General features: G+C 64.0%; 24 protein-coding genes and 1 pseudogene. 1 reads left to right on the plus strand and 24 read right to left on the minus strand.

Annotation, left to right across the window (positions count from 1 at the left end):
• Nucleotides 1–55: 55 nt before the first annotated feature.
• The 9 genes from AC630_RS19755 to AC630_RS19795 all read right to left on the minus strand — a co-directional run bounded on the left by AC630_RS19755 (nucleotide 56) and on the right by AC630_RS19795 (nucleotide 8,925).
• Nucleotides 56–1,366: an ABC transporter substrate-binding protein gene (locus AC630_RS19755; RefSeq protein ID WP_074120147.1), complete on the minus strand. Its 1,311-nt coding sequence runs from the start codon at nucleotides 1,364–1,366 to the stop codon at nucleotides 56–58.
• A 289-nt stretch (nucleotides 1,367–1,655) separates the two neighbouring features.
• Entirely contained in the window at nucleotides 1,656–2,606 is a 951-nt protein-coding gene (locus tag AC630_RS19760) for a sugar-binding transcriptional regulator (RefSeq protein WP_074120148.1), read from the minus strand.
• An 8-nt stretch (nucleotides 2,607–2,614) separates the two neighbouring features.
• Entirely contained in the window at nucleotides 2,615–3,280 is a 666-nt protein-coding gene (locus AC630_RS19765) for an HAD family hydrolase (RefSeq protein WP_074120149.1), read from the minus strand.
• A 74-nt stretch (nucleotides 3,281–3,354) separates the two neighbouring features.
• Nucleotides 3,355–5,274 (minus strand): nitric oxide reductase activation protein NorD, encoded by a 1,920-nt coding sequence (locus AC630_RS19770; RefSeq protein ID WP_074120150.1) that lies wholly within the window; start codon nucleotides 5,272–5,274, stop codon nucleotides 3,355–3,357.
• A 9-nt stretch (nucleotides 5,275–5,283) separates the two neighbouring features.
• The gene (locus AC630_RS19775) at nucleotides 5,284–6,096 is read right to left on the minus strand and encodes a CbbQ/NirQ/NorQ/GpvN family protein (RefSeq protein ID WP_074120174.1); all 813 of its coding nucleotides are present in this window, start codon (nucleotides 6,094–6,096) and stop codon (nucleotides 5,284–5,286) included.
• A gap of 60 nt (nucleotides 6,097–6,156) precedes the next feature.
• Complete coding sequence (locus tag AC630_RS19780) at nucleotides 6,157–7,503, minus strand: cbb3-type cytochrome c oxidase subunit I (RefSeq protein WP_074120151.1); 1,347 nt, start codon at nucleotides 7,501–7,503, stop codon at nucleotides 6,157–6,159.
• Between the two features lie 34 nt (nucleotides 7,504–7,537).
• Entirely contained in the window at nucleotides 7,538–7,990 is a 453-nt protein-coding gene (locus tag AC630_RS19785) for a c-type cytochrome (protein WP_074120152.1), read from the minus strand.
• A 96-nt stretch (nucleotides 7,991–8,086) separates the two neighbouring features.
• Nucleotides 8,087–8,347 (minus strand): cytochrome C oxidase subunit IV family protein, encoded by a 261-nt coding sequence (locus tag AC630_RS19790; RefSeq protein WP_074120153.1) that lies wholly within the window; start codon nucleotides 8,345–8,347, stop codon nucleotides 8,087–8,089.
• Between the two features lie 2 nt (nucleotides 8,348–8,349).
• Nucleotides 8,350–8,925, minus strand: coding sequence for a cytochrome c oxidase subunit 3 family protein (locus AC630_RS19795; RefSeq protein WP_074120154.1), 576 nt, complete (start codon nucleotides 8,923–8,925; stop codon nucleotides 8,350–8,352).
• A gap of 175 nt (nucleotides 8,926–9,100) precedes the next feature.
• On the opposite strand from AC630_RS19795, the gene AC630_RS45525 reads away from it, so the two are divergent.
• A complete protein-coding gene (locus AC630_RS45525) occupies nucleotides 9,101–9,256 on the plus strand; it encodes a hypothetical protein (RefSeq protein ID WP_167561242.1) in 156 nt (51 codons plus the stop codon).
• Between the two features lie 26 nt (nucleotides 9,257–9,282).
• On the opposite strand, the gene AC630_RS19800 is transcribed toward AC630_RS45525, so the two are convergent.
• From AC630_RS19800 to AC630_RS19870, 15 genes and pseudogenes are all read right to left on the minus strand, one after another.
• Nucleotides 9,283–10,539, minus strand: a complete 1,257-nt coding sequence (locus AC630_RS19800; protein ID WP_245330461.1) for a sensor histidine kinase — start codon at nucleotides 10,537–10,539, stop codon at nucleotides 9,283–9,285.
• A 205-nt stretch (nucleotides 10,540–10,744) separates the two neighbouring features.
• A pseudogene (gene mmsB, locus AC630_RS19805) lies at nucleotides 10,745–11,936 on the minus strand (multiple monosaccharide ABC transporter permease).
• A complete protein-coding gene (gene mmsA, locus AC630_RS19810) occupies nucleotides 11,933–13,510 on the minus strand; it encodes a multiple monosaccharide ABC transporter ATP-binding protein (RefSeq protein WP_074120175.1) in 1,578 nt (525 codons plus the stop codon). The pseudogene mmsB and the gene mmsA overlap by 4 nt, the downstream one beginning before the upstream one ends.
• Nucleotides 13,511–13,683: 173 nt before the next feature.
• Nucleotides 13,684–14,757, minus strand: coding sequence for a multiple monosaccharide ABC transporter substrate-binding protein (gene chvE / locus AC630_RS19815; RefSeq protein ID WP_074120156.1), 1,074 nt, complete (start codon nucleotides 14,755–14,757; stop codon nucleotides 13,684–13,686).
• Nucleotides 14,758–14,843: 86 nt separating this feature from the next.
• A complete protein-coding gene (locus tag AC630_RS19820; protein ID WP_074120157.1) occupies nucleotides 14,844–15,722 on the minus strand; it encodes an SMP-30/gluconolactonase/LRE family protein in 879 nt (292 codons plus the stop codon).
• Nucleotides 15,722–16,798 carry an aldose epimerase family protein gene (locus AC630_RS19825; RefSeq protein WP_074120158.1) on the minus strand — a complete coding sequence of 359 codons (1,077 nt, stop codon included), beginning with the start codon at nucleotides 16,796–16,798 and terminating at the stop codon, nucleotides 15,722–15,724. Before AC630_RS19825 ends, AC630_RS19820 begins: the two co-directional genes overlap by 1 nt.
• Nucleotides 16,799–16,800: 2 nt before the next feature.
• Nucleotides 16,801–17,727: a Gfo/Idh/MocA family protein gene (locus tag AC630_RS19830; protein ID WP_074120159.1), complete on the minus strand. Its 927-nt coding sequence runs from the start codon at nucleotides 17,725–17,727 to the stop codon at nucleotides 16,801–16,803.
• Nucleotides 17,724–18,500, minus strand: a complete 777-nt coding sequence (locus AC630_RS19835) for a FadR/GntR family transcriptional regulator (protein WP_074120160.1) — start codon at nucleotides 18,498–18,500, stop codon at nucleotides 17,724–17,726. Before AC630_RS19835 ends, AC630_RS19830 begins: the two co-directional genes overlap by 4 nt.
• Nucleotides 18,501–18,959: 459 nt before the next feature.
• Nucleotides 18,960–20,132, minus strand: a complete 1,173-nt coding sequence (locus tag AC630_RS19840) for a fumarylacetoacetate hydrolase family protein (RefSeq protein WP_074120161.1) — start codon at nucleotides 20,130–20,132, stop codon at nucleotides 18,960–18,962.
• Between the two features lie 154 nt (nucleotides 20,133–20,286).
• The gene (locus tag AC630_RS19845) at nucleotides 20,287–21,345 is read right to left on the minus strand and encodes a YeiH family protein (RefSeq protein WP_074120162.1); all 1,059 of its coding nucleotides are present in this window, start codon (nucleotides 21,343–21,345) and stop codon (nucleotides 20,287–20,289) included.
• Between the two features lie 111 nt (nucleotides 21,346–21,456).
• Nucleotides 21,457–21,675 (minus strand): hypothetical protein, encoded by a 219-nt coding sequence (locus tag AC630_RS19850; protein WP_074120163.1) that lies wholly within the window; start codon nucleotides 21,673–21,675, stop codon nucleotides 21,457–21,459.
• Between the two features lie 165 nt (nucleotides 21,676–21,840).
• The gene (locus AC630_RS19855) at nucleotides 21,841–22,554 is read right to left on the minus strand and encodes an ABC transporter ATP-binding protein (protein WP_074120164.1); all 714 of its coding nucleotides are present in this window, start codon (nucleotides 22,552–22,554) and stop codon (nucleotides 21,841–21,843) included.
• The gene (locus AC630_RS19860; RefSeq protein WP_074120165.1) at nucleotides 22,551–23,306 is read right to left on the minus strand and encodes an ABC transporter ATP-binding protein; all 756 of its coding nucleotides are present in this window, start codon (nucleotides 23,304–23,306) and stop codon (nucleotides 22,551–22,553) included. The genes AC630_RS19855 and AC630_RS19860 overlap by 4 nt, the downstream gene beginning before the upstream one ends.
• Nucleotides 23,307–23,308: 2 nt before the next feature.
• Complete coding sequence (locus AC630_RS19865) at nucleotides 23,309–24,328, minus strand: branched-chain amino acid ABC transporter permease (RefSeq protein WP_074120166.1); 1,020 nt, start codon at nucleotides 24,326–24,328, stop codon at nucleotides 23,309–23,311.
• Nucleotides 24,325–25,227: a branched-chain amino acid ABC transporter permease gene (locus tag AC630_RS19870; RefSeq protein ID WP_074120176.1), complete on the minus strand. Its 903-nt coding sequence runs from the start codon at nucleotides 25,225–25,227 to the stop codon at nucleotides 24,325–24,327. The genes AC630_RS19865 and AC630_RS19870 overlap by 4 nt, the downstream gene beginning before the upstream one ends.
• Nucleotides 25,228–25,279 lie beyond the last annotated feature (52 nt).

The following is a 25,279-nucleotide window of genomic DNA, read 5'->3' on the forward strand; positions in this document are numbered from 1 at the left end:
CCATCCAGGGACGATGGATGGCCGCAGGTTTGAGCTCAGGAAGGAGAGCTCGGGTTCACTTGATGTAGCCGGCGCGCTTCATCTCGCGCTCGGTCGAGGATTGCGCGGCGGCGAGCGCCGCATCGACGGAGGTCGATCCCGCAAGTGCTGCGGAGAACTGCTGACCGACCTGCGTGCCGATGCCCTGGAATTCGGGGATCGCCGCATATTGCACGCCGACATAGGGCACTGGCTTCACCGCCGGCTTGTTCGGATCGGCCGCGTCGATCGAGGCCAGCGTCAGCTTCGCGAACGGCGCGACCTTCAGGTAGTCGGGATTCTGGTAGAGCGAAGTCCGCGTGCCCGGCGGCACGTTGGCCCAACCCTCCTTCGACGCCACGAGCTTGGTGTAGTCCTTGCTCGTTGCCCACGCGATGAACTTCTCGGCCGCTTCCGTCTTCTTGGAGCCGGCGGGGATCGCAAGGTTCCAGGCCCACAGCCAGTTGGCGTTCTTGCCGAGCCCGGTATTGGGTGCCAGCGCGAAGCCAACCTTGTCAGCAACCCTGGAGTCTTTCGGATTGGTGACGAAGGACGCCGCGACCGTGGCGTCGATCCACATCGCACACTTGCCGGCGTTGAACAGCGCAAGATTCTCGTTGAAGCCGTTAGAGCTCGCGCCGGGAGGGCCGGCTTCCTTCATCAGATTGACGTAGGTCGTGAGTGTCGTCTTCCATTCCGGCGTGTTGAACTGCGGCTCCCACTTCTCGTCGAACCAACGCGCGCCGTAGGAATTGGCCATGGCCGAGAGGAACGCCATGTTCTCGCCCCAGCCGGCCTTGCCGCGGAGGCAGATGCCGTAGACGCCACCGCTCTTGTCGGTGAGCTTCTTGGCCGCGTCGATGACGAAATCCCAGGTCGGCTTTTCCGGCATCTTCAGGTCGGCCTTCTCGAACAGGTCGGTGCGATACATCATCATCGAGCTCTCGCCGTAGAACGGCGCGGCATAGAGCTTTCCGTCGACGGAAACCGCGTCCTTGATCTTCGGCAGGAGGTCGGCGACGTCGTAGTCCGCGCCGAGATTGGCGAGCGGTACCAGCCAGCCCTTCTTGGCCCAAATCGGCACCTCATAGGTGCCGATGGTCAAGACGTCGAACTGGCCGCCCTTGGTGGCGATGTCGGTGGTGACGCGCTGGCGCAGCACGTTCTCTTCCAGAGTCACCCATTTCACGGTGATATCAGGGTTTTTCTTGGTGAATTCGCTCGTCAGTCCCTGCATGCGGATCATGTCGCCATTGTTGACGGTGGCGATCGTCAGGGCGGTTTCGGCCATCGCAGGGACGGCCAGCAGGACAGACGCGCCGCAGACGGCGCCGAGGATCTTTTTCACGGTGACCTCCCTAAGCCCGCGTTTCTGAGCATATGCCCACGCGTTGGGCGTATGTTCAACCCAGGGCACTGGCCTTGTCAAGCAGGCGCGCGGGCTTTCCCGCAACTTCTGAGTGCTGCGGTGCGGGAGCGGATGGGGTCTCTGCCATGCCTACGCTGTCATGCCCCGCGAAAGCGGGGCATCCAGTACTCCGTGGCGTGAGTTGGTTTGCCCCAAGTGGGGCCGCAGCGTACTGGATCATCCGCTTTCGCGGATGATGACAGCGGCGCAAATGGCGAGACCGGCCGCCCTAGCGCTCCAGGACCGCCCGCGCGGTCGCCTCGTCCGTGATCAAGCCGTTGATCAGGCGCCCGTTCAGCGCAGCCGCGATCGCCGGCACCTTGGCTGCACCGACCGCGGCGCCGATCGTCGTGGTCTTGGCCGGCACTTCCGGCGGAATGCTGGTGAGGCGCCTGTTGGTGCCGACCTTGAGCAGGCGGCCCTTGGCGTCATAGGCCCAGCCGGTGATTTCGCCGATGGCACCCTGCCGCATCATCTCGAACAGTTCGTCGCGAGTGACGAAGCCGTCGACATGGACCTGCGCCTTCTGGTCCATCTGGCCGATGCCGACGAGGCGCAAATCGGCCTTGGCCGCAACCGCCTTCACCTTCGCAATCGGCTCGATGCGCACCATCTTGTTGCGCTCCTCCTCCGACGACATCAGGAACGGCAACGGCATCGGATAGTGCCGCGCACCGGTGCGGTCCGCGAGCCGGCCGACGGTATCATAGAAGCTCGCCGAACCGTCGGCCGAGATGTTGCCGACCAGCGAGACGATCTGATGGTTGGGCCGGTCGATCGTCGTGACGCGCTCGACCGCGGCGCGCACTGCCCGCCCGGTGCCGAGCGCGACAATCACGGGCGTCTCTGAACGGAGCGTCGAGTCGAGAAAATTGGCGCAGCGTTCGGCGATGCCCGCGGTGGCCTGCGGTGCCGCAGGATCGGCCGGCACCACCTCGCAATGGCGGAGATCAAACCGCTCCTTCAAGCGCGCGGCCAATTCCATGCAGGCGGCGATGGGATGTTCGAGCCGGAAGGTGATCAGCCGCTCGGCGAGGCACAGCGAGACCAGCCGCTGCGCCGAGGCCCGCGACACCTGGAGCATTTTTGCGATCTCGTCCTGGGTGTGGCCAGCAATGAAATAGAGCCAGCCGGCCCGCGCGGCATCATCGAGCCTCGATTTTTCGTTCTCGGCGGCCATGGCAGGCGTCACGCCTCCTTCCAGAAATCGTTCATATGCGCGAAGACCCGATCGGCTCCGGCGGCGGACAATATAGCGAGACCGTCGCGGGCGCGATAATGGCTGCCGCCGACAAATCCCCAGACGGTCATGCCGGCGGCCTTCGCGGCCAGCACGCCGCTGACGCTGTCCTCGATCACAAGTGTGCGCGCAGGTTGCGCGCCCATCTTGCTAGCCGCATAGAGAAAAAGATCAGGAGCCGGCTTGCCGTGCTTGACCATTTGCGCGGTGTAGATCTGGCCGTCGAAAAGCCCGCGGAGGCCGGTGACGTCGAGGGAGAGTGACACGCGATCGATGTCGCTGGACGAAGCCACGCAGAACGGCGCTCGCAATTCAGACATCACGGCGGCGATGCCGGGAATCGGCTGGAGTGAGCCCTCGAAGGTCTTAAGGACGTGCGACTTCAAGCGCGGCAGAAAGCCGTCCGGCACGGCCTGTCCGAGATCACGATAATGCTGCTCGATTGCCTTCGTGCTGCGTCCGAGAAACAGCTCGAGCGCCTGCTCCGCGCTGAGCACGATGCCGAATTCCGCCAGCACCTCGGACAGGCACCGGCAACTCAACAGCTCGCTGTCGACGAGCACGCCGTCGCAGTCAAAGATGATCAGATCGGGTTTTGACCGGCCCTGGTCCATCCAACCATTCGATCATATACCCACGCCATGAGCAATAGTTCACGTTGGAATATGGCACGGCGGGTCTGCCTGCATCAATGAGCCACCTGCCGATAGATCGCCGGCAGAGCCGCGGGCAACCGGCGGACATTGCCGACGATCGCGTAGCCGCTGCGCCCGAACAGCGTCGGAAAGTAGGATTGCGCCGTCGCATCGACCGTCACGCCGAAGACCGCGATGCCGAGCCGGCGCGCCTCCTGCACGGATTTGCGGGTGTCCTCGACCGCAAAGCGTCCTTCGTAATGATCGACATCGTTCGGCTTGCCGTCGGTGAGAACGAGCAGCAGCTTCTTGCGCTGCGGCTGGCGCGCGAGTCCGGCCGAGGCGTGGCGCACCGCCGTACCGATCCGCGTGTAGTAGCCCGGCTTGAGTGCGCCGATGCGGCGCTCCACCGCGCCGCTCATGGGCTCGCCGAACGCCTTGACGGTCTCGAGCCGCACCCAGGAGCGCCGGCGCGAGGTGAAGGTCAGGATGCTGTGGTGATCGCCGCAGGCCGAAAGCCCATGGGCGAGCACGAGCAGCGCCTCCTTCTCGACGTCGAGCACCCGATAGCCGTCGACCCAGGCATCGGTCGAGAGCGAGACGTCGACGAGCAGGGTTACGGCAAGATCATGGCCTTGCGGCCGCATGGCCAGGTGGACGCGATCGAGACCGCCCCCATTGCCGCCGGCACGGAGATCGCACCGCGCGCGCACGAGCGCGTCGAGGTCGAGGTCGTGCCCGTCGGCCTGGGCGCGCATCAATTCGTGACGCGGCCGCAAGGCCTCGAAACGGCGGCGCACCTGGCGGATGTGCCGGCGCATGGTTTCGTCGGGTGTCCAACTCTCGCCAGTCTCGGAAGCTGCAGCGGCGAGCACGCGGCAATGATCGGGCAGATAGGAGCTGCTGCGATAATCCCACTCGGGATAAGTCACGTCCGCATTCAATCGCGATGCATCGAGGGCTTCCGGCGGCAGGTCGAGATCGAATTTGAGCCGGCTCGCGGGTTTTCCGCTGCGGCGGCTGAGCGTGATCTCCTCGAGATCGTCGGCAGCCTTCTGCGCGTCCTCATCCTCGCTGTCGTCGGCCGGACGGTCGACATTGACCATCTCGGCCATTGCGAGGATCTTTTCGAAGCGGTTGAGCACGAAGGGATCGCGGCGATTGGTACCGTCTTCGCGCTTGCGGACGGCGAAACGCCTGCGATCGTCTGACGGTGCCGGCGCCGCGGCGGGCGCGCACTCGTCGTCCCCCTTGTGTGCGGGCGAGAGCTCGCGTGTCCAGCAATCGCCCCAGAGCGGGCACGGCAGGACCGAACGATAGCCGGGCGGCGCCTTGTCCGGCAGCGGCCCGGTCCCCATCATCGCCGGCCACAGCTCGCCCGCAGGCGGTGTATCGGCGCCGAGCAGAGTGAGCACGATCTGCTCCATGTCCTGCTCGATGCGCGGCAACGGGCGGTGCGGCCGCGCCATGGCCGTTGCCGCCGCCAGTCGGGCGTAGCCTTCGGCAAGGCCCGGACATTCCGTCAGCACGAGGACAGCGATCTCGCTGACCCGCCGCAGCATCAGGAGATCGCGCCGCAGCGGATCGATCTCCTCGATGGCATCGACCGGCGCAAATGCGAACCACGCGGCCAACCACCGATACAGCGCTACGTTGAGCTCGCGGTCGGCAAAGATCGCGATGCTGTCGGGCAGGAAGATGGTCGCGGCATCGCGGCCCGGCTGCTCGAGGCGCTCATCGCCGAGCCCGATCCGCTGCCGCCATCCAAGCCGGTGACCCGACCGGCGCGCGCCGACGCTCGCGATCTGAACGCCGGTCTCGCCGCCGAGCGCGCGAAACATGATCGCGATCCGGCTGCGAACCTCGGCAAGCGACACCGCGTGTTCGGCATGGACCGGATAGCTCGCAGTGCCGCCGACCAGACGATGCCAGGCACGGCCGACAGTTTCTTCAAGCTCGAGGAAGTCGAGCATCAAGCCTCCTCAGGAGATTACGGCCCGCGTGACGTCCAAAAGCGCGGCCTTGACGTCGGCGTCATCGGTTAACGGCTCGATCATACCGGCGAGCACCGCATCGGCAATCGACGCTCCGGCGGCAATCAGCGTCGCGCAATAGACGACGAGACGGGTCGAGACGCCCTCCTCCAGATCGTGGCCCTTCAGCGCCCGCAGACGACCGGCCAGCAGGACCAGCGGCCGCACATGGTCGGGCGGGAGCCCGCTTTCGGCCGCGACGACCGCAATCTCCTGCTCGGGCGGCAGGAAGCCGAACTCGATCGCGACGAAGCGCTGCCGCGTGGACGGCTTCAGAGCCTTGAGCAGCGTCTGGTAACCGGGATTATAGGAGACCACGAGCATGAAGCTCTTGGGCGCCACGAGCTCCTCGCCGGTGCGCTCTAGTGGCAGGATGCGGCGGTCGTCCGTCAGCGGATGCAGCACCACCGTGACGTCCTTGCGCGCCTCCACGACTTCATCGAGATAGCAAATGCCGCCTTCGCGAACGGCGCGCGTCAGCGGACCGTCGGTCCACATGGTGTCGCCGCCCTTGAGCAAATAACGGCCAGTGAGATCCGCTGCGGTGAGATCGTCATGGCAGGCCACGGTGTGGAGTGGCAATCCCAGCCGCGCTGCCATGTGCGCGACAAAGCGCGTCTTGCCGCAACCGGTCGGCCCCTTCAGCAGAACCGGGAGTTGATGCCGCCACGCGTGCTCGAACAGCGCGCATTCGTTGCCGCTCGCGACGTAGGCCGGCAGCTCTGGCGCGGGCGACGCCAAGGCGTGAAGTGCTGCTTTCATGGTCATTCTCCGGAAATCATTTTGAAAAGGCGGCCGCGACTTCCGCGGCCGCCTTCGCGTTCATTCAGCCGGTTGCAACGCGCCTGGGATCGTCGCCGGCTTCTCCTTGCCCGGAACCAGCACGGCCCAGACGAACATCAGTGCAGAGATCGCGACGAACACGCCCGAGCCGAGACGGACCCAGTAGAACATCGCGAGCTGGTCCTGCACGTCCATGTAGCTCTGGCCGAGCACGCGCTGCAGATGGACCTGGACCACGCCCGCGAAGGTCAGCGCGAAGGTCATCACCATCATGGCCGTGCACATGATCCAGAAGCTCGTCATGCTCAGCCACTGGTTATAGGGCGCACGTCCCTTGAGCTGCGGGATCGCGTAGGCCATCACCGACAGGTTCAGCATCACATAGGCGCCGAAGAAGGCGAGATGGCCGTGCGCGGCAGTGACCTGCGTGCCGTGGGTGTAATAGTTCACCGAGGACAGCGTGTGCAGGAAGCCCCAGACGCCAGCCCCCAGGAACGCCATCACCGAGCAGCCAACCGACCACAGCAGGGCGGCACGGTTCGGATGCTTGCGGCCGGCCTTCCAGGTCATCTGCACCGTGAAGATCACCATGGTGAAGAAGGGCGCGACTTCGAGCGTGGAGAACAGCGAGCCGATCCACTGCCAGTAGCCGGGCGCGCCGATCCAGTAGAAGTGATGGCCGGTGCCGAGGATGCCCGAGAACAGGGCGAGGCCGATGATGACGTAAAGCCACTTCTCCACGACCTCGCGGTCGATGCCGTTGAGCTTGATCATCAGGTAGGCGAGCACGGAGGCCATGATCAGCTCCCAGACGCCCTCGACCCAGAGGTGGACGACATACCACCAGTACATCTTGTCGACCGCCAGGTTGGCCGGATTATAGAAGGCGAACAGGAAGAAGATCGCGACGCCCCACAGGCCAAACAGCAGGATGTTGGTCACCGTTGTCTTGCGGCCCTTGAGCGCCGTCATCGTCACGTTGAACAGGAACATCAGGCAGACGACGACGATGCCGACCTTGATGATGAAGGGCTGTTCGAGGAACTCGCGGCCCTCGTGGTAGTGGAAGAGATAGCCGACCACGGCCACGCCTGCCGCACCGAAGAACATCCAGAACTGGATTTTGGCGAGAAGCGGGCTGTACAGCTCGGTCTCGGTCTCTTCCGGCAGCAGGAAGTAGGTCGCGCCCATGAAGCCGATCAGCGACCACACGATCAGCGCGTTGGTGTGGATCATCCTGACGATGTTGAACGGCAGCAGCACCGACAGCGTGTTGGGCAGGACATAGATGGTCCCGGCAATCAGGCCGAAGGCGACCTGGGCCAGGAACAGGGTCAGCGCGCCGTAGAAATACAGCATCGCGACTTTCTGAGTTTGGTACTTCATCTCGGGTTCTCTCTGTCTTGAAAGAGGAAAGCGCTCAGCCGGCCTTGTTCGGCGGCCACTCCTGGCGCTTGATCTTGCTGGTCCATTGCAGGAAGTCGGCGAGATCGTTGAGCTCCTGGTCGGTGAGGTTGAACTGCGGCATCTGCCGCCGGCCCTCCGCGCCCGAAGGTTGCGACTGCATCCAGGCCTTCAGCGTCTCACGCGCGCCGGCCGGATCCTCGTTGCCGCCCCAGCGATCCCAGACGTTGCCGACTTCAGGCGCGAAATAGGCGCCCTCGCCGAGCAAGGTGTGGCAGTTGATGCAGGAGTTCCTCTCCCAGACATGCTTGCCGCGCGCGACCGACGATGTCAGCGTCGTCGCATCGGTCGAGGTCGTGGCCATGTAGTAATGGCTGTGCGCCGTCAGCCCTATGAAGATGGCGAAGAAAAAGGCCGAGCCGCCGTAGAAGACGTTTCGAGCGGCCGACTTGGTCAGGCGTTCAGCCATTGCCAATCCTTTCGTTTGATTCCTGTCGAGAATTGCGATGCTGCGATTTATTGCCGATTGGTCCGGCCCGCTCTTTGTCAGGGCGCAATGAGCGCATCAGATCAGGGCGGTGACGGCGGAGGCGAGCCAGGCAAACAGCGCGACGATGACGATCCATGCGCTCACGAGGCCGCGCCAGAGCGAAGGCGCGGCCCGAAGGTCCATGAAGTCGAGCGCAATCCGGCGTCCCTTGATGGCGGCGATGGCCAGCAACAGGGCGTTGCCGAGCAGAGGTCGCGGCATGAGCGGCGGCAACAGGATGGTCGCGAGCGCGAGGCCGATCAATGCGAGCCAGGTGATGTCGAGACGGTCCGGCATCGTCACCGCACCAGATACAGAATCGGGAACATCAAGATCCAGACCAGATCGACCATGTGCCAGAACGCGGTTCCCGTCTCGACGCCGGGCGCCTCTGCGCGGCGACAGACGACGGCGAGAATCACGATGCCGAGGCAGACATGCAGGAGATGGAAGCCGGTCAGGAGGAAGTAGAGAGTGAAGAACGGACTGGTTTCGAGCCCGATGCCGCGTCCGATCTCCCCGCCATATTCGACCAGCTTGAGCGCCACGAACAGGCCGCCGAGCGCCATGGCTCCGAGAAGCCAATAACGTGTCCTCGGCCGTAGCCCTGCTCGCGCGGCCTTCGCAGCTCGCGCCGCCGCCCAGCCGCTGGTGACCAGCACAACGGTATTCAGCCCGGCGAGATGCGAGTCGAGCTCCACCTGCCCCGCCGCGAACACCGCGGGATGGATCGCGCGGGCAACCGTGAAGGCACCGAGAAACAAACCGAAGGCAGCGAGCTCGCTGAAGATCAGCACCCAGATCATGGGATCGCCGGGGAGCTCTTCCAAGATTCCCCAGCCGGTTCCCTGTTGTTCGCAATCGGCTGCCGACATCTGCTTTCCGGATCAGGACACCGGCCAGCCTTAGCTCACCCGCCTCGATCCGAGTTTGTTGAGGAACAAACAGAGCAACCGGCGGGGAGTTTGTTTGCGCCGACGCAACGTCCGGCCAGCCGCATCGCGGTACGAACCACCTCAACCCCGGATCCACGGAGCGGCGAGCAATGACATGAGCGAAGCGCAACTAGGCCTGATGACGGCGACACCCATCATCATCGTGTTCGCCATCGCGCTCCGGCGAATGGGCGTACTGTCGACGGTGGCAACCGTATCGGCGGTGAGCCTCTCCGTCGCGATCGCAACGGTACTGTTCACGACGCAGTAATCCGGACACCGCGGGTAAGGATGCGATCAGCTATCGCTGGATCGCCGATCGGGCGCCATTCTTGGCAGGATGAGCTGAAACCTCGTGCCTTCACCGGGCTTGCTCTCGAGCCGGAGCTGTCCGCCCAATCGATCGACGACGATGCTGTGGACGATATGCAGACCGAGGCCGCTCGCGCCGTCATGCCGGCGCGTGGTGAAGAATGGGTCGAAGGCCCGCCGCTCCACGTCGGGAGCCATGCCGCAGCCGTCGTCGGCAAACAACAGCTCGACCTGCGCATGGTCGACAGCACGGAGCGAGACATTGATATTCCCGGTCTCGCCGCTGGAGAACGCATGCGTCATCGAGTTGACGGCAAGATTGGTGAGCACCTGACCGAAAGGCCCGGGGTAACTGTCCATGGCAAGGCCAGGTTCGCTGTAGAGACTGAGCGCGATGTCGCGCGTTCGCAATTGCCGTTCGAACTGCGAGAGAACCTGGCCTGTCAGCTCGCCTGCGTCGAAGCTGCGCCGATGTGATTCGGTCTGGTCGGCCGCCACCTGCTTGAAGGACTGCACCCGTTCGGCGGCGCGGCCGAGATTCGTGACCAGCTGTGCCGAAGCATCGCTGACCAGCTCCAGAAATCCCGTCAATGTCGAACGCTTGAGATTGCCCCGCGCGACCTCCGCCGCGAACTGCTCGGCCTTGCGCTGCAGGGTCGAGGCGACCGTCAGGCTGCTGCCCAGCGGCGTGTTGATCTCGTGCGCGACACCGGCAACCATGCGCCCCAGCGCAGCCAGCTTTTCCGCCTCGACCAGGGTGGCCTGGATATCGCGCAAATGGCGAAGCGCGGTCTCGGCGGCATCCTTGGCGCTGCGGATTTCCCGCTCGGCACGCTTGCGCTCGGTGATCTCTTCCGCCGCCACGTTGACCGCGACAATCTCACCATTGGGCATTCGCAGCGGATGCCAATAGGTGACCCAGGAGCGCTCCTCGGTCTGATCGGCCCGTTGCCCCGCCACCTCGATGCCGATCACGGGTTCTCCCGTGGCGACGATCGAGCGCACAATTTGCTCGACGGAATCGGCCAGTGCGGGCACGCAGTCCCTGACGGTACGCCCGAGATGGCCCTCGACGGATATGCCACAGATTTCGGTCAGACGCTGGTTGATCAGCAGGTATCGGCAGTCCAGTGACAGACAGGCCAGCCCGATCGGGGCGGTATCGTAGATCAGTTGCAACGCCGGCAATGTCGAGACCAGCATCACCTCCGAAGCTGGCGATGACCTCACTGCACTCGTCACTCGAGTTCCCCGTGATCGGTTGCGTCACCTGTATGAAGTTAGCACGGAATTGGCTATCGGTTGATCTAGATCAACAATACACGTCGGCCTGGTGTTGTCTCAGGCTGAGACACATCCCGAGGCCTCAAGGGAACCAGTAGCCCGCATGGAGCCAACGGGGCGGCGCTTCGCGCCGACCCGTTGGCTCCATCCGGGCTAAGCAGCGTCACCGCCGCTGATTATACACGTCGATGCAGACGGCCCCGAGCAGCACCAGGCCCTTGATGACCTGCTGGTAGTCGATGCCGATGCCGAGGATGGACATGCCGTTGTTCATCACCCCCATGATCATGGCGCCGACCACGGCGCCGCCGACGCGCCCGACCCCGCCATAGGCCGAGGCACCGCCGATGAAGCAGGCGGCGATGACGTCGAGCTCGAAGCCGAGGCCCGCCTTGGGGGGTCGCGGTGTTGAGGCGCGCGGCGAAGACAAGGCCGGCGAGCGCGGCCAGAACGCCCATGTTGACGAAGGTGAGGAAGGTCAGCCGCTCGGTCTTGATCCCCGACAGTTTTGCTGCCTTCGCATTACCGCCGACCGCATAGATCTGGCGCCCGATCACGGTGCGGCGGGTAACGAAACCGTAGAGCGCGATCAGGGCGCTCATGATCACCAGCACGTTCGGCAGGCCGCGATAGGTCGCGATCAGATAGGTGAAGTAAAGCACCGCGCAGGCCAGCACGATACTCTTGCCGAGGAAGAACGCATAGGGCTCGACCTCGATGCCGTGCGACTGCTCGCGCGCGCGGCTTTTTGCGCTGGCATAGACGAGGCCGAGCGCCAGCACCGCCCCGATCAGCATCGATGTCGGATGTAGCGTACCGGCCTCAGGCAGCAGTTCCGGAATGAAGCCCGACGACAATTTCTGGAACGTCGGCGGGAACGGTCCGAGCGATTGGCCCTGCAACACCGCGAGCGCAAGGCCCTTGAACACCAGCATGCCGGCCAGCGTCACGATGAAGGATGGGATCTTGAAATAGGCGACCCAATAGCCTTGCGCCGCGCCAATGGCAGCGCCGACCGCGAGACAGGCTATGAATGCGAGCGTGTAGTCGACCTTGTAGGTCACCATGAGCAAGGCAGCCACTGCACCGACGAAGCCCGCGACCGAACCAACCGACAAGTCGATGTGTCCGGTCACAATCACGAGCAGCATGCCCAGCGCCATGATGACAATGTAGCTGTTCTGCAACACCAGATTGGTGAGGTTGAGCGGCTGGAGCAGCGTGCCGCCGGTCATGACCTGGAAGAACAACATGATCGCGATCAACGACAGCAGCATGCCGTAATTGCGCAGATTGTTCTTGATGAAGCTACCGTGCCGGCGCTCCTCGGGCAGCGAAACCGCCTTGTCGGTCATGGCTGCGATCCTCCCATCTCCGCGGCCTCAGACGCGCCGCTGCCAAAGCTTCTGTTGTTACGCATGATGGCGCGCATAATCTTTTCCTGTGTCGCTTCAGCGCCCGGGAACTCGCCGACGAAGCCGCCGTCGTTCATGACACAGATGCGGTCGCAGATGCCGAGCAACTCGGGCATCTCCGAGGAAATCACCACCACGCCGCGGCCGGCCTCCGCAAGCTCGTTGACGATACAGTAAATCTCGTATTTGGCACCGACATCGATGCCCCGCGTCGGCTCGTCCAGGATCAGCACCTTGGGATCGGTCATCAGCCATTTCGACAGAACCACCTTCTGCTGGTTGCCGCCGGAGAGCTGGCCGGTCTCCTGATAAACGTCGGAGCAACGGATGCGCATGCGGTTGCGGTAGTCGCTGGCGATCTTCAGCTCGGCGATATCGTCAATCACCCGCCCCGGTGCGACCTGGTCGAGGCTTGCGAGCGTGATGTTCTTGCGGACGTCGTCGGCGAGGATCAACCCGAGCTGCTTCCGGTCCTCGGTGACATAGGCAAGGCCGGCATCGATCGCGGCCGCGACGCTCGGCAGCGCGACCTCCCTGCCCTCGAGCCGGAGATGGCCGCTGATATTGGAGCCCCAGGAGCGGCCGAACAGACTCATGGCGAATTCGGTGCGGCCGGCGCCCATCAGCCCGGCAATGCCGACGACCTCACCGCGCTTCACGCTGAAATCGATGTTCTTGATCACCTGCCGCTCGGGATGAACAGGGTGATAGACCGACCAGTTCGCGACTTCGAGGACGGGCTCGCCGATCTTGGCGCTGCGCTCGGGAAAACGATGGGCGAGATCGCGGTTGACCATGCTGCGGATGATGCGGTCTTCCTGGATCGGCTCGGCATGGCAATCGATGCTGTCGACGGTGCGGCCGTCGCGCAGCACGGTGATGTGGTCGGCAACGCGCGCGACCTCGTTCAGCTTGTGCGAGATCAGGATCGAGCCGATGCCCTGCTCGCGGAAGGCCATGAGGCGCTCGAGCAACGCGGCGCTGTCGGCCTCGTTGAGGCTGGCGGTCGGCTCGTCCAGGATCAGCATCCGCACCCGCTTGGACAGCGCTTTCGCGATCTCGACCAGCTGCTGCTTGCCGACGCCAAGATCGGTGATCAGCGTATCCGGCGATTCCTTCAGGCCGACCTGCGCGAGGAGTTCGCGCGTCCGCCCGTACACCTCGTCGCGATCGATCACACCGAGCTTCGACGGCGGGTGCGACAGGAAGATGTTTTCCGCGATCGACATCAGCGGGATCAGCGCCAACTCCTGATGGATGATGATGATGCCGAGCGCCTCGGAACCGTTGATGTCGCGAAAACGCCGCTCCTCGCCCTCGAAGACGATCGCGCCCTCGTAGCTGCCATACGGATAGACGCCGCTGAGCACCTTCATCAGCGTGGACTTGCCCGCACCGTTCTCGCCGACGAGGGCGTGGATCTGCCCGGCCTCGACCGACAAGTTCACGTCACGCAGCGCCTGAACGCCTGCAAAGCTCTTGTTGACGTTGCGCATCTCCAGCATCGCGGTCATCGTCATGTGTCCCATCCAATCCTTCACCTCTCCCCGCTTGCGGGGAGAGGTCGATCGCGTAGCGATCGGGTGAGGGGGAGTCTCCGCGAGGGCAACTGCGACCGGCTACGCCGAAGGAGCCCCTCACCCCAACCCTCTCCCCGTAAGAACGGGGAGAGGGAGAAAGAAAGGTCTCACTGGAATTGCGACTTCTTGTAGTAGCCGCTGTCGACCAGGACCTTCTCCCAATTGTCCTTGTAGACCACGACCGGCTTGAGCAAATAGGACGGCACGGTCTTGACGCCGTTCTCGTAGGTCTTGGTGTCGTTGACCGTGACCTGCTTGCCGGCGAGCGCCGCGTCGACCATGTCGGCGGTCACCTTGGCGAGGTCGCGGGTGTCCTTGAAGATGGTCGAGTACTGATCGCCGCGCAGCATCGCCTTGATCGAGGGAACCTCGGCATCCTGGCCCGAGATAACAGGCATCGGCTGGTCGGCGCTGCCATAGCCGACGCCCTTCAGCGAGGAGACGATGCCGATCGAAAGGCCGTCATAGGGCGACAGCACGGCGTTGACCTTCTTGTTGCCGTAGTAGGCGCTAAGCAGATTGTCCATGCGGGCCTGCGCGGTGGCGCCGTCCCAGCGGAGCGTCGCGACCTTGTCCATGCCCATCTGGCCCGAGGCGACAACGAGCTTGCCGCTGTCGATGTAGGGCTTTAGCACGCTCATCGCGCCGTTGTAGAAGAAGTAGGCGTTGTTGTCGTCGGGCGAACCGCCGAACAGCTCGATGTTGAACGGACCCTTGCCCTCCTTCAGGCCGAGCCCCTTTTCGATCGACTGCGCCTGGAGCACGCCCACCTGGAAATTGTCGAACGTCGCGTAATAGTCGACGTTCGGCGTGCCGCGGATCAGACGGTCATAAGCGATCACGGTGATGCCCTTGGCCTTGGCCTGCTTGAGCACGTCGGAGAGCGTGGTGCCGTCGATCGCGGCGATCACCAGCGCCTTGGCGCCCTTGGTCACCATGTTCTCGACCTGCGAGAGCTGGTTCGGAATGTCGTCCTCGGCATATTGCAGGTCGGTGTTGTAGCCGCGCTCCTTCAGAACCTTGACCATGTTGTTGCCGTCATCGATCCAGCGCGCGGAGGATTTGGTCGGCATGGCAATGCCGACGGTCGGCTTGTCCTGGGCGGACACAGTTGCGCCTGCGGCCATCGTCGCAGCGCCGGCCAGTGCCAACGCGAGGAAGGTCGTCTTCAGTTTCAGCATGTTTCACTCCCTTGGGTGTCAGACTGTTTTTCGTGTCGTCGAGAACGTTGGTCCGAGAACGTTGGTCTTGGGCGGCTCCGAGTCTCCTATGCGAGCTTGACGTCGGGCTCCGCGCGACCGCGCGCGGATGCCTCCAATAGAAAAGTGCGGCCGGCTTGCGGATCGGCGGCGCGCGCCGCGGCGTCCATGTCCTGCCAAGCTGAGGTGACGAGGAGGCGCGACAAGTCGGGACCGACGAAGGCCGGGCAACTCGCCTGCTTTACCGGCACGCTCAATGAGCGCAGGCGCTCGCCCTGCGGAGAGTAGACATCAATACGGCTGGCGCCCCAGCACGCGTTCCAGATCTGCCCGTCGGCGTCGCACACCGAGCCGTCGAGGCCGCCGATGCCGGTGTGGCGCAGCAACACCTCCGGCTCGCCGCGCGGCAAACCGGTCGCGGGATTGAGCGGCACCGCGTAGAGCACCGCGCGCGCGGTGTCGGCGAAGTAGCCAATGGCTCCATCCGGCGAGAAGCAGATCGAATTGGGAATGCTGATGCCGGGAAATAGTGTCGAGATCTTGCCGCGATGGAACGCGTAGATGGCGCCTGCCCCCGGTTCGGCACTGCGGCCCATGGTGCCGATCCAGAACGTGCCGGACTGATGCACACGGGCATCGTTGGAGCGGGTCATGGGATTGTCGGCTTCGAGCGGATAGAGCAGCGTCATCGCACCGTCGACGAGCGTACGGATGTAGAGGCCGTCTTCGGCGACGATTAACTGGCGTTCGGCATCGATGCGCCCGAGCGCGCTCGCCATCCGGCCGAGAACGTGGATGCGGATCGCGCCGCTGCCGAGATGCGCCTCGAACAGCCGTCCCTTGCGGATATCGAACCACCAGGCGGTGTCGGTGGTCAGGTCATAGGTGGGGCCTTCACCGAGATGGCAAGGCGCCGGGGAGAGAACGGTGGTCGGCACCTGTTCCATCATGGCGATTTCACCGCAAAGCGATAGACCGTGTGATGGCGATAGACCTCACCGGGCGCAAGGCGTGGGCTCGGGAAATCCGGCCGGTTCGGCGAGTTCGGCCAGATGTGCGGCTCCAGGCACATGGCATCCGACTGGCGATACAGCTTGCCGCCCTTCCCTGAAATCGTGCCGTCGAGATAGTTGCCGGAATAGACCTGAAGGCCGGGCTGATCGGTGAGGAGTTCCATGACGCGGCCCGAGCGCGGTGCTTCCAGCCGCGCCGCGAGAGCAAGCCTGCCGTCGCGCGCGAGGCAGTAGGTGTGGTCGTAGCCCTTGCCGTTGCGCAATTGCTGATCGTTCTCGCGGATGCGCGCGCCAACGGCCTGGGCATTGCGGAAATCGAACGGCGTACCGGCCACCGCGCGAGGTGGCTCCGGCAGCGGGATCGCGGTCGGATCGATCGCGAGGAAATGCTCGGCGGCGACCATCAAGCGGTGGTCGAGAATGGGCGAGCCTGACGTCGCGCCTTCCAGATTGAAGAAGCTGTGATTGGTCAGGTTGACGATGGTCGGCCGGTCCGTTCGCGCTTCCATACTGAGCGACAGCTCGGCCGGTCCGGTGACGCGATAGGTCAGGCGCACATCGAGCCGGCCGGGATAATTCTCTTCGCCGTGCGGACTGACATAGGTCAGCGTCACCGCGGGCTCGGCGCCCTCGTCGATGCTGGCAATCTCCCAGAGCTTGCGGTCGAACCCATCGAGGCCGCCGTGCAGGGCGTTGGGGCCGTTGTTGACGGGAAGCTGCACCGTTTCGCCGTCGAGCGAAAACTGTCCCTTGGCGATGCGGTTGGCGTAGCGGCCGACTGTGGCGCCGAAGAACTTTCGCTCGGCGAGATAGCCTGAGAACGCGTCATGGCCGAGCACGACGTCGTCGTAGGCCCCCTTCGAGTCCGGCACGATCAGCGCCTGTAGCACCGCGCCATAGGTGATGACGCGCGCCTCGAAGCCGCCCTCCCCGTGCAGCACAATGCGCTCGACGTTGCGGCCGTCAGGCAGCGTTCCGAAGACGTCTTTTTTGATTTTTGAGCCAGCCATGTTCAGTCCACAAACGGTTCGACCAGAGTGCGCTTGCCGAGCAGGAAGGCATCGGCGACGAGACGAAGCGGCGCCAGGTCGACGTCACTCGCGCCTGTTACGGCTAGCTTGACGAAGCGCCGGTACAACTCGCGATATTCCTCGTCGGGGGCCTCGGCAACTGCCTTGCCGTCGATCGCCATGCGCCTGCCGCCTCCGGACAACGTCATCCGGCCTCGGTCGGTTTCCACCAGGATATCCCAGCTCTGCGGCCCGGTCTGACGGAAGTCGAACTCGGCAGTAACAGGCAGGCCGCCGATGTCGGTCAGCGTCAGGTTTGCGGCAATCGGGGCTTGGCAGTTGGACGGAAACGCAAGCTCGGCTGCGGTGACGAAGACCGGCTTCGGCAGGATGCGGGTCAGGATCGACAGCGCGTTGATTCCGGGATCGAACACGCCGAGCCCGCCCGGCTCCCAGATCCAGCCCTGTCCGGGATGCCAGACGCGGACGTCCTCTTTCCAGTTGATGTGAACGGACAGGATGCGGCACGAGGCGAGCCACTCGCGCGCCGGCTCGACCGCCGGCGCATAGCGCGAATGCCACGTCGCAAACAGCGTGCGCTTCGCATCCGCCGCCATCGCGATCAAGGGATCGAGTTCGGCAACGCCGGTGCCGGGCGGCTTCTCCAGCATGACGTGCTTGCCGGCGGCGAGCGCCGCGGCGGCCTGGGCGCGGCGCACCTGTGGCGGCGTGCAGAGCGACACCGCATCGATCGGTGGCCCCTTCTCCAGCAAGTCCTCGATGGTGGCAAAATGCGGCAGGCCCGGCAGCGAGGCGTTGCGGCTGGCGACGGCCGCGAGCGTTGCGCCCGGTGTCGCGGCGATCGCATCAACATGCTGGTCGCGCGCGATCTTGCCGAAGCCTACGATGGCGATGCGAAGCTCCGTCACGATCTCTCTCCAGATGCCGCAGACGGCAACGCCTCGGCCGGCGCGGTCTCGATCACCGTGCCCTCGTGGCGGCGGGTGCCGTTATGAATGACGTAGACCATCGCCTCCGATGCGCCCTCGACATCACCCGCCGCGATCGCATCGACGATCTTCTGATGCCAGAGCAGCACGGTCTCGCGATCCTCCGGCTCGACCGGTGCGCTGAGCAGGAACGAGGCGCGCAACGCGGCCTCGATGACATGCCCGATTGAGCGCATGAACAGATTTCCGGAGGCGCGTGCCACGGCAACATGGAGCGCGAGGTCGGCATCGGCAAAGCCCACCGAGTCGGACGCTTCAAGCCGCATACGCTCCATGCTGCGGCGAAGCTCGGCAACGTCCTCCTCCGACCGCTGCGCCGCTGCGAGCCCAGCCGCACGCGGCTCGACCGCGAGACGAATCTCGGCGAGGTCGTTGAGGAAGCGCTTGTCGATGCCGGCGTCCAGATGCCAGGCCAGCACGTCGGCGTCGAACATGTTCCAGGCGGCACGCTCGCGCACGACGGTGCCGACCCGTGCCTTGGTGGTGAGCAGGCCCTTGGCGACCAGGGTCTTAACGCTCTCCCGCAGCACCGGCCGCGACACGCCAAACATCGTGGTGAGCTCGGCATCACCGGGCAAGCGCGTCCCTTCCGCATAGCGGCCGGCGATAATGTCGACGCCGATCGAGCGGGCGACTTCTGCGTGGTTGGAATGAGCCCGCCGCGTCGGAATGACGACGATGCGCGAGGTCATGAGGCGCCTCTCCCAATATCGGCGAGCGCCCATTTTGGTAACATGGCACCCACGCGTCGCCTGACGGGCGATTTTGGGGTACTATTTCACGGAATTGGCGGGCCTACTAGTCATATTATTTGACTATTCGAGCTTAGGCCACGGGGTACGTTTGGGTAGCATGCTCAGAGCGACTTTGTTCCACGAATACAACGTATAGATGAAAGAAATGGTGGGTGTCGCGACATCGTCATGGCCGGGCTCGTTGTTTGGCCCGGACAGATCACTGACGGGTGTTCGGAGACATAGCTGACACATCAACATGGGCTGGATTGGTCCATTTGGGAGGCCGTCCGCGCCTTGCCTCACGGGGCAAAGGAACGTGGATGCCCGGCTCCAGCTTGGACAAGCCCGGGCATGACGGTCTCATAAAAATTCGCGAATGCCATCAACTGCCGCAAGCGGCAGAGTGGCGAAGCACTAGATCAGCTTCCGCTGCGCAAGATTGTTCATCAGCGCGCCGATTCCAAAAGTCCAAGGCTCGCACTCGTCGCTGGTCCGCATGCGGTTGACGAGCTTGCCGAGCTGGGGTGCAGCGATCGTGACGATGTCGTCGCGCTTGTGGGTGAACCCCTGCCCCGGCGCCCCGCGATCCTTGACCGGTGCGAACATCGTGCCGAGGAACAGAACGAAGCCGTCGGGATACTGATGCACCTTCCCGATCGTCTGCTCGACCAGGTCGGTCGGGTCGCGGCTGATCTTGCTGATCGAGGAATGGCCGTCGAGGACGAAACCGTCTGTGCCCTTCACGTTCAGGCTGATGTCGAGCTTGCGCGCGTCGTCGAGCGAGAAGCCGTCGTCGAACAAGCGCAGCAGCGGGCCGATCGAGCAGGAGGCGTTGTTGTCCTTGGCCTTCGACAAGAGCAATGCCGAACGTCCCTCGAAGTCGCGCAAGTTCACGTCGTTGCCGAGCGCGCCGCCGACGATCTTGCCACGGCTCGACACGAACAGCACGAGCTCGGGCTCCGGGTTGTTCCAGGTCGACTTCGGATGCAGGCCGGCATCCATGCCGGTGCCGACCGAGGACAATGTCGGCGCCTTGGTGAAGACCTCGGCGTCGGGGCCGATGCCGACTTCGAGATACTGGCTCCAGGCGTTCTGGTCGATCAGCACCTGCTTCAGCCGCATCGCCTGGTCCGAGCCCGGCTTGAGCTTTGACAGATCGTCGCCGATGAGCCGCGTCACTTCCTTGCGGATCGCTTCGGCCGAGGCCGGGTTGCCCTTCGCGCGCTCCTCGATCACGCGCTCCAGCATCGAGATGGCAAAGGTGACGCCGGCGGCCTTCAGGGTCTGGAGATCGACGGGCGCAAGCAGCCACGGTTTCTGGCGGTCGCGCTGGTCCGGCGGCGTGTTGGCGACGATGGCCTCGAGATCGCCGATGCGCTCGCCCTTGGTCGCGGCAAGCACCTTGGCCGGATTGTCCTCTTCGCAGAGCGCGCTGATGGTCGGAAACTTTGCGGTGACATCGAAGACACCGTCGCCGCGCACGGCGACCACGGCCGGACCGTTCGCCTGCGGCAGCCAGACGCGGCCGGCCAGCGTTCCCCGCGTACCGTCCTCGGGAAGAAGCTCTTTTGCAGTCAGTGTCGTCATGGCCGCGTCCTCGCTCTTTCTCGGATCAGCCGCGTCAAACAGCGACCAACGCCGTTAGCGAAGACCAATAAACGTCTGGCAGGGGAAGTCCAGAGCGGCAGATTGGGCCGCGCGTTTGGCATGCATCTTCGTGCGTCACACGCCGGTGCGTTCCTCATTTGAACCAGTGCACGAGTGCGATGCTGATCCCGAGCAGAAGCATCAGCGACAGCGTCACGGCAGCCGTCACCCTGCCGCCAACATTAGCGAGCACGCGCACGTCGACGCCGAGACCCAGCGCGGCCATCGAGACCACCGTGAGGAAGCCAGTGATCTTCGTTACCGGCCCGACCACCGTGCCCGGCACGATCTCCAGGGAGCGAAGAGTGGCCAGCGCAAGGAAGCCGAGGATGAACCAGGGGACGAGACGGAAAAATCCGACATTGGTCTTCTTTGCGCTGCTCTGCCAGCGCGAGGCGACCAGAGAGAGGCCGACGACCACAGGCCCGAGCATCAGGACGCGCATCAATTTCACGAGCGTTCCGATCTGCGTGCTGATGAGCCCGGCCGGAACCGTCGCCGCAAGTACCTGCGGCACCGCATAGACGGTGAGGCCCGCGAGGATGCCGTATTGCGTGGCCGACAATTGCAGGAGCGGAATCAGGAGCGGCAGGCCCAGCACCATCATCACGCCGAGGATCGCGGTGAAGGAGATCGAGGACGCGATCTCGTCGCTGTTGGCGCCGATGATCGGAGCCACGGCGGCGATCGCGGAGTTGCCGCAGATGGAGTTGCCGCAGGCAATCAGGATCGACAGGCGCGTCGACAGGCCGAGCATCCGGCTGAGGCCGAAGGAGACGCAGAGCGCGATCACTACAATCGCGGCGATCGATGCCAGCAGCGCGATGCCCGAGGCAGCGATCGCGGCAAAACTGATGGAGGCCCCTAGCAGCATGACTGCGACTTCGAGGAGCTGCTTGGCGCTGAAGGCGATGCCGGCCTGCCAGCGCGGCGCGGGTTTCCAGAAGCTGCGCAGGGCCATCCCGAGCAGGATCGCCATCACCAGCGCCTCTACATAGGGGTGCTCGAACACGCCCAGCTCCGCCCGCTCCAGCAGGGCCGATATGCCAGCGACGACAATACAAAGGAGGATGCCCGGAATGAGCGCCGCGATGCGACTCACAGCGGTGGTCGGCTTGGCGTCGGCCGGGCTGGATGCTTGATTCTGCGACAAAAATCTCTCCTCGAGGAGAAGGATTTATACGCAGCGATGCCCGATTGGGAAATAAGTTTTCGACATATCTGGGCCGAGGGAAGCTCTATCCTCAGCCCGGAATAATCCGCGTCAGAAGATCAGGCTCTTGGCGAGCGAAGCCACGCGGCTGAAGCCGTCATAGACGCCCGGCTCGAAGAAGGCGGCGCGAGCAAGCACAATCGCCGCCACCAGGGACCAGAACAAGCCGGTGCCGGCCCGCAGCAGCATCTTTGACGCACGCGACCGCGGCTGCGTGTCCGTTGCGGACACCAACTGCTCGCCGAAGGGCTCAAATCCGGTGCGTTCCATAACTGCCGATCCATCAATTTCTGGCAGGAATGTCGTCGTTTCGGCCCCAAACAGCAATGGAAGCGATTAGCTTTTTTGCCGCGCGGAGGGGAATCTCCTTCCGCCTAATGGTCCCGGGACAATAGTTTTCTTCTGCCGCCCTATTTGGAACCCCGGAGCCCTTGATTACAGCGCCAGGTAGCGGCGTCGGATGGCGTCGTTGGCCTTGAGTTCATCGATGCCGGCGGCATAGACGATCTGCCCCTTGTCGATGACAGTGGCGTGGCTCGCAAGACCAAGACAGAAATGCATGTTCTGCTCGGCGATCAGCACGGTCGAACCAAGCTGGCGGAGCTGGCGCAGCAGCTCGCCGATCCGCTGCACGATGATCGGGGCGAGCCCCTCGCTCGGTTCATCAAGCAGCAGGAGCGCCGGATTGCCCATCAGCGTGCGCGCGATCGCGAGCATCTGTTGCTCGCCGCCCGAGAGGCGTCCTGCGATGCGACGGCGCAGCGGCTCCAGGAGCGGGAAGACTTCGTAGATGCGCTTGATCGGCCATTCGTCCTGGCCTTCCGGCCCGCGCTTCTTCCCGATGACGAGATTGTCCTCGACCGTGTGCTCCGGAAAGATCTGGCGATCCTCCGGCACGAAGCCGAGACCGGCGCGCGCGATATGATGCGGCTTCTGGCCCGAGATCACCGCACCGCGCAGGCTCACTTTGCCCCGTCGCGGCGGCGCCAGCCCCATGATCGCCTTCATGGTCGTCGATTTGCCGGCGCCGTTACGTCCCAGCAGCGCCATGGTCTCACCCTGCCGCACCGAGAGGCCGACGCCGAACAGGATCTGGCTGGTGCCGTAATAGACATCGAGATCGGCGACTTCAATGACAACAGCGCTCATGCGGCGGCTCCCGCATGTTCGGTACCGAGATAGGCGTCGATCACGGCACTGTTGTTGCGGATCTCGTCGGGAGTGCCCGTTGCCAGGATGCGGCCGTAGCAGAGCACGACGATCTTCGGGGCGATCTTGAACACGATGTCCATATCGTGCTCGATGAAGACGACGGTGATCTTCTGCGTCTCCCAGAGCTCGCGCACCTTGTCGATCATGCGCCAGCGCTCTTCCGGGCCCATGCCCGCGGTCGGCTCGTCCAGCAGCAGCACTTTTGGTTCGAGCACCAAGGCCAGCGCGATGTCGAGCAGCTTCTGGTCGCCATGCGACAGCGTCGCCGCGGTGCGATTGCGCTTTCCCGCGAGCCCCAGCAACTCCATCACGTGCTCGGCGCGATCGCGCGTCTCGGGCAAGGGAAAGCGCTTATGCAGCACCGCAGATGAGCGCTGGTCGGCACTGACGGCGGCGAGCATGGTCTCCTGCACCGTCAACGATTTGAAGATGCTTGCAACCTGGAAAGCGCGGCCGACGCCGTGGCGCACGATCTCCGGCGGCGAACGGCCGGCAAGATCGACGCCGTCGAGCAGCACCTGGCCGGAATCCGGCTTGAGCGCGCCGGTGATCAGGTTGAAGAAGGTGCTCTTGCCAGCGCCGTTCGGGCCGATCACCGCGGTAAGCGAGCCGTCGGGGAAGTCGAGCGTGACGTCGTTGGTCGCCTTCACGCCGCCGAAAGATTTTGCGAGGTTGCGGATCTCGAGCATGGCTAACGCCCCTCGACCGCGTCGCGCCGGTGCGCGAACCATTCGGCAACGAAATCCAGCAGGCCTTTGCGCAGGCCCAGCGCGAAAAACAGGATGACGACACCGAGCACGATGCCGTGATACTCCGTGAAGCGCGTAACGGTGTCGTTGAGCAGCAACAGCAGCACGGTGCCGACCATCGGCCCCAGGAAAGTCGAGACGCCGCCGAGCATGTTGATGAAGATGCCCTCGCCCGAGATGGTCCAATAGGCGAATTCCGGATACGCGCCGGAAACGAACAGCGCCATCACCATGCCGCCCATCGAGGCGAACAGCGCCGCCAGCACGAACACGGTGAGCTTGGCGCGCCAGACGTCGATGCCGAGGAAGCTCGCGCGCGCGGCATTGTCGCGGATCATGCGCAGCGTGTAGCCGAACGGCGATTGCGCGATCTGGCGCATCGCGAGCAGACCGAGGATCAGCAGCGCGCAGCTCGCAACATAGAGATGGACGTGGTTGGCAAGATCGATCCCGAGGAATACCGGGCGCGGGATGCCGCCGCGCAGGCCCTGGTCACCACCGGTGAAGGAGGCCCAGGACAGGATCATCGAGTGGATGAGCATCTGGAAAGCCAGCGTGACGAAGGCGAAATAGATCTCTTTCAGCCGCACGCAGATCGCACCGATAGCGGCAGCGATCACCGCCGTGATCGCCAGCGTCGCGACGAAGGCGACCGGGATCGGCACGCCGAGCCGCTGCATGATCAGGCCGAAACTATAGGCACCAAGGCCGAAGAACATGCCATGGCCGAACGAGGTCAGGCCGGTATAGCCCACCAGCAGGTTGAGCGAGGTCGCGAACAGGCCGTAGGCCGAGCAGCGGATGACGAAATCGAGCAGCGCCTTGCTGCCTGACAACAGCGGCAGGCACGCCAGAACGGCGAAGGCGATCAGAGCGATCAGCACGTCTCGATAGCGCTGAAATGCAGCACTGCCGCTCGCCGGCGCCAACCTCTCGGCACGTCCGGCCTCAAGCTCGGTCATGCCGCCTCCTTGCCGAACAGGCCAGTGGGCTTGGAAACCAGCACGATCACCATGAACAGATACATCAGGCCTTCGGTAAACAAGGGAAAGCCGAGCGACCCGAAGGACCGGATCAGCCCAAGCAGCAGCGCGCCGATCAGCGCACCGAGGATCGAGCCCATGCCGCCGATCACGGTGACGATGAAGGATTCGATCAGCACTGAAAATCCCATGCCGGGGGTCAGCGAGCGCACGGGCGCCGCAAGTGCGCCGGCAAGTCCCGCCAGCATGCCACCAAGCGCGAACACGCCGCCATAGATCAGTCCGGTGTTGATGCCGAGCGCGGAGACCATGCCGGGATTATGCGCGGCGGCGCGGACCACCTTGCCGATGCGGCTGCGCGAGAGTCCGATGCCGAGCACGATCGCCACGACAAGCGCGACGCCGATCAGCAGCAGATAATATGGCGGCACCACGCCGCCGGCGATGAACAGCGGCATCACCTGGAAGGCGGACGGCATGCCCATCGACTTGAATTCGGGTCCCCAGATGATGCGCACGACGTCGTCGAAGATCAGCACGAACGCGTAGCAGACGAGGAGTTGCATCAGCACGTCGGCGCCATAGACGCGGCTCATGAAGACGCGCTCGAAAATCAGGCCGAGGATGGCGGTGCCGGCCGCGCCCGCCAGCATCGCGAGCGCAAAGCTTTCGGTGAGGTGATAGGCCGTCATCGCGAAATAGGCGCCGAACATGTAGAAGGCGCCGTGGCTGAAATTGACGACCTTGAGCACGCCGAAGATCAGCGTCAGCCCGACCGCGACCAGGAACAGAAGCATGCCGATGATGAGGCCGCTGGTGGTTTGCGTCACCAGGCAGGCGGAGCTGGAGAGGCAGCCGGCAAGCGCGTCGAGATCCACGGAAGCACTTTCATTGTCGTGCGCCTGATACGGCGCGGAAAACGAAACGAAG

It is taken from the genome of Bradyrhizobium sp. AS23.2 (genome assembly GCF_001908185.1).
In the GTDB taxonomy this organism is placed as follows: domain Bacteria; phylum Pseudomonadota; class Alphaproteobacteria; order Rhizobiales; family Xanthobacteraceae; genus Bradyrhizobium.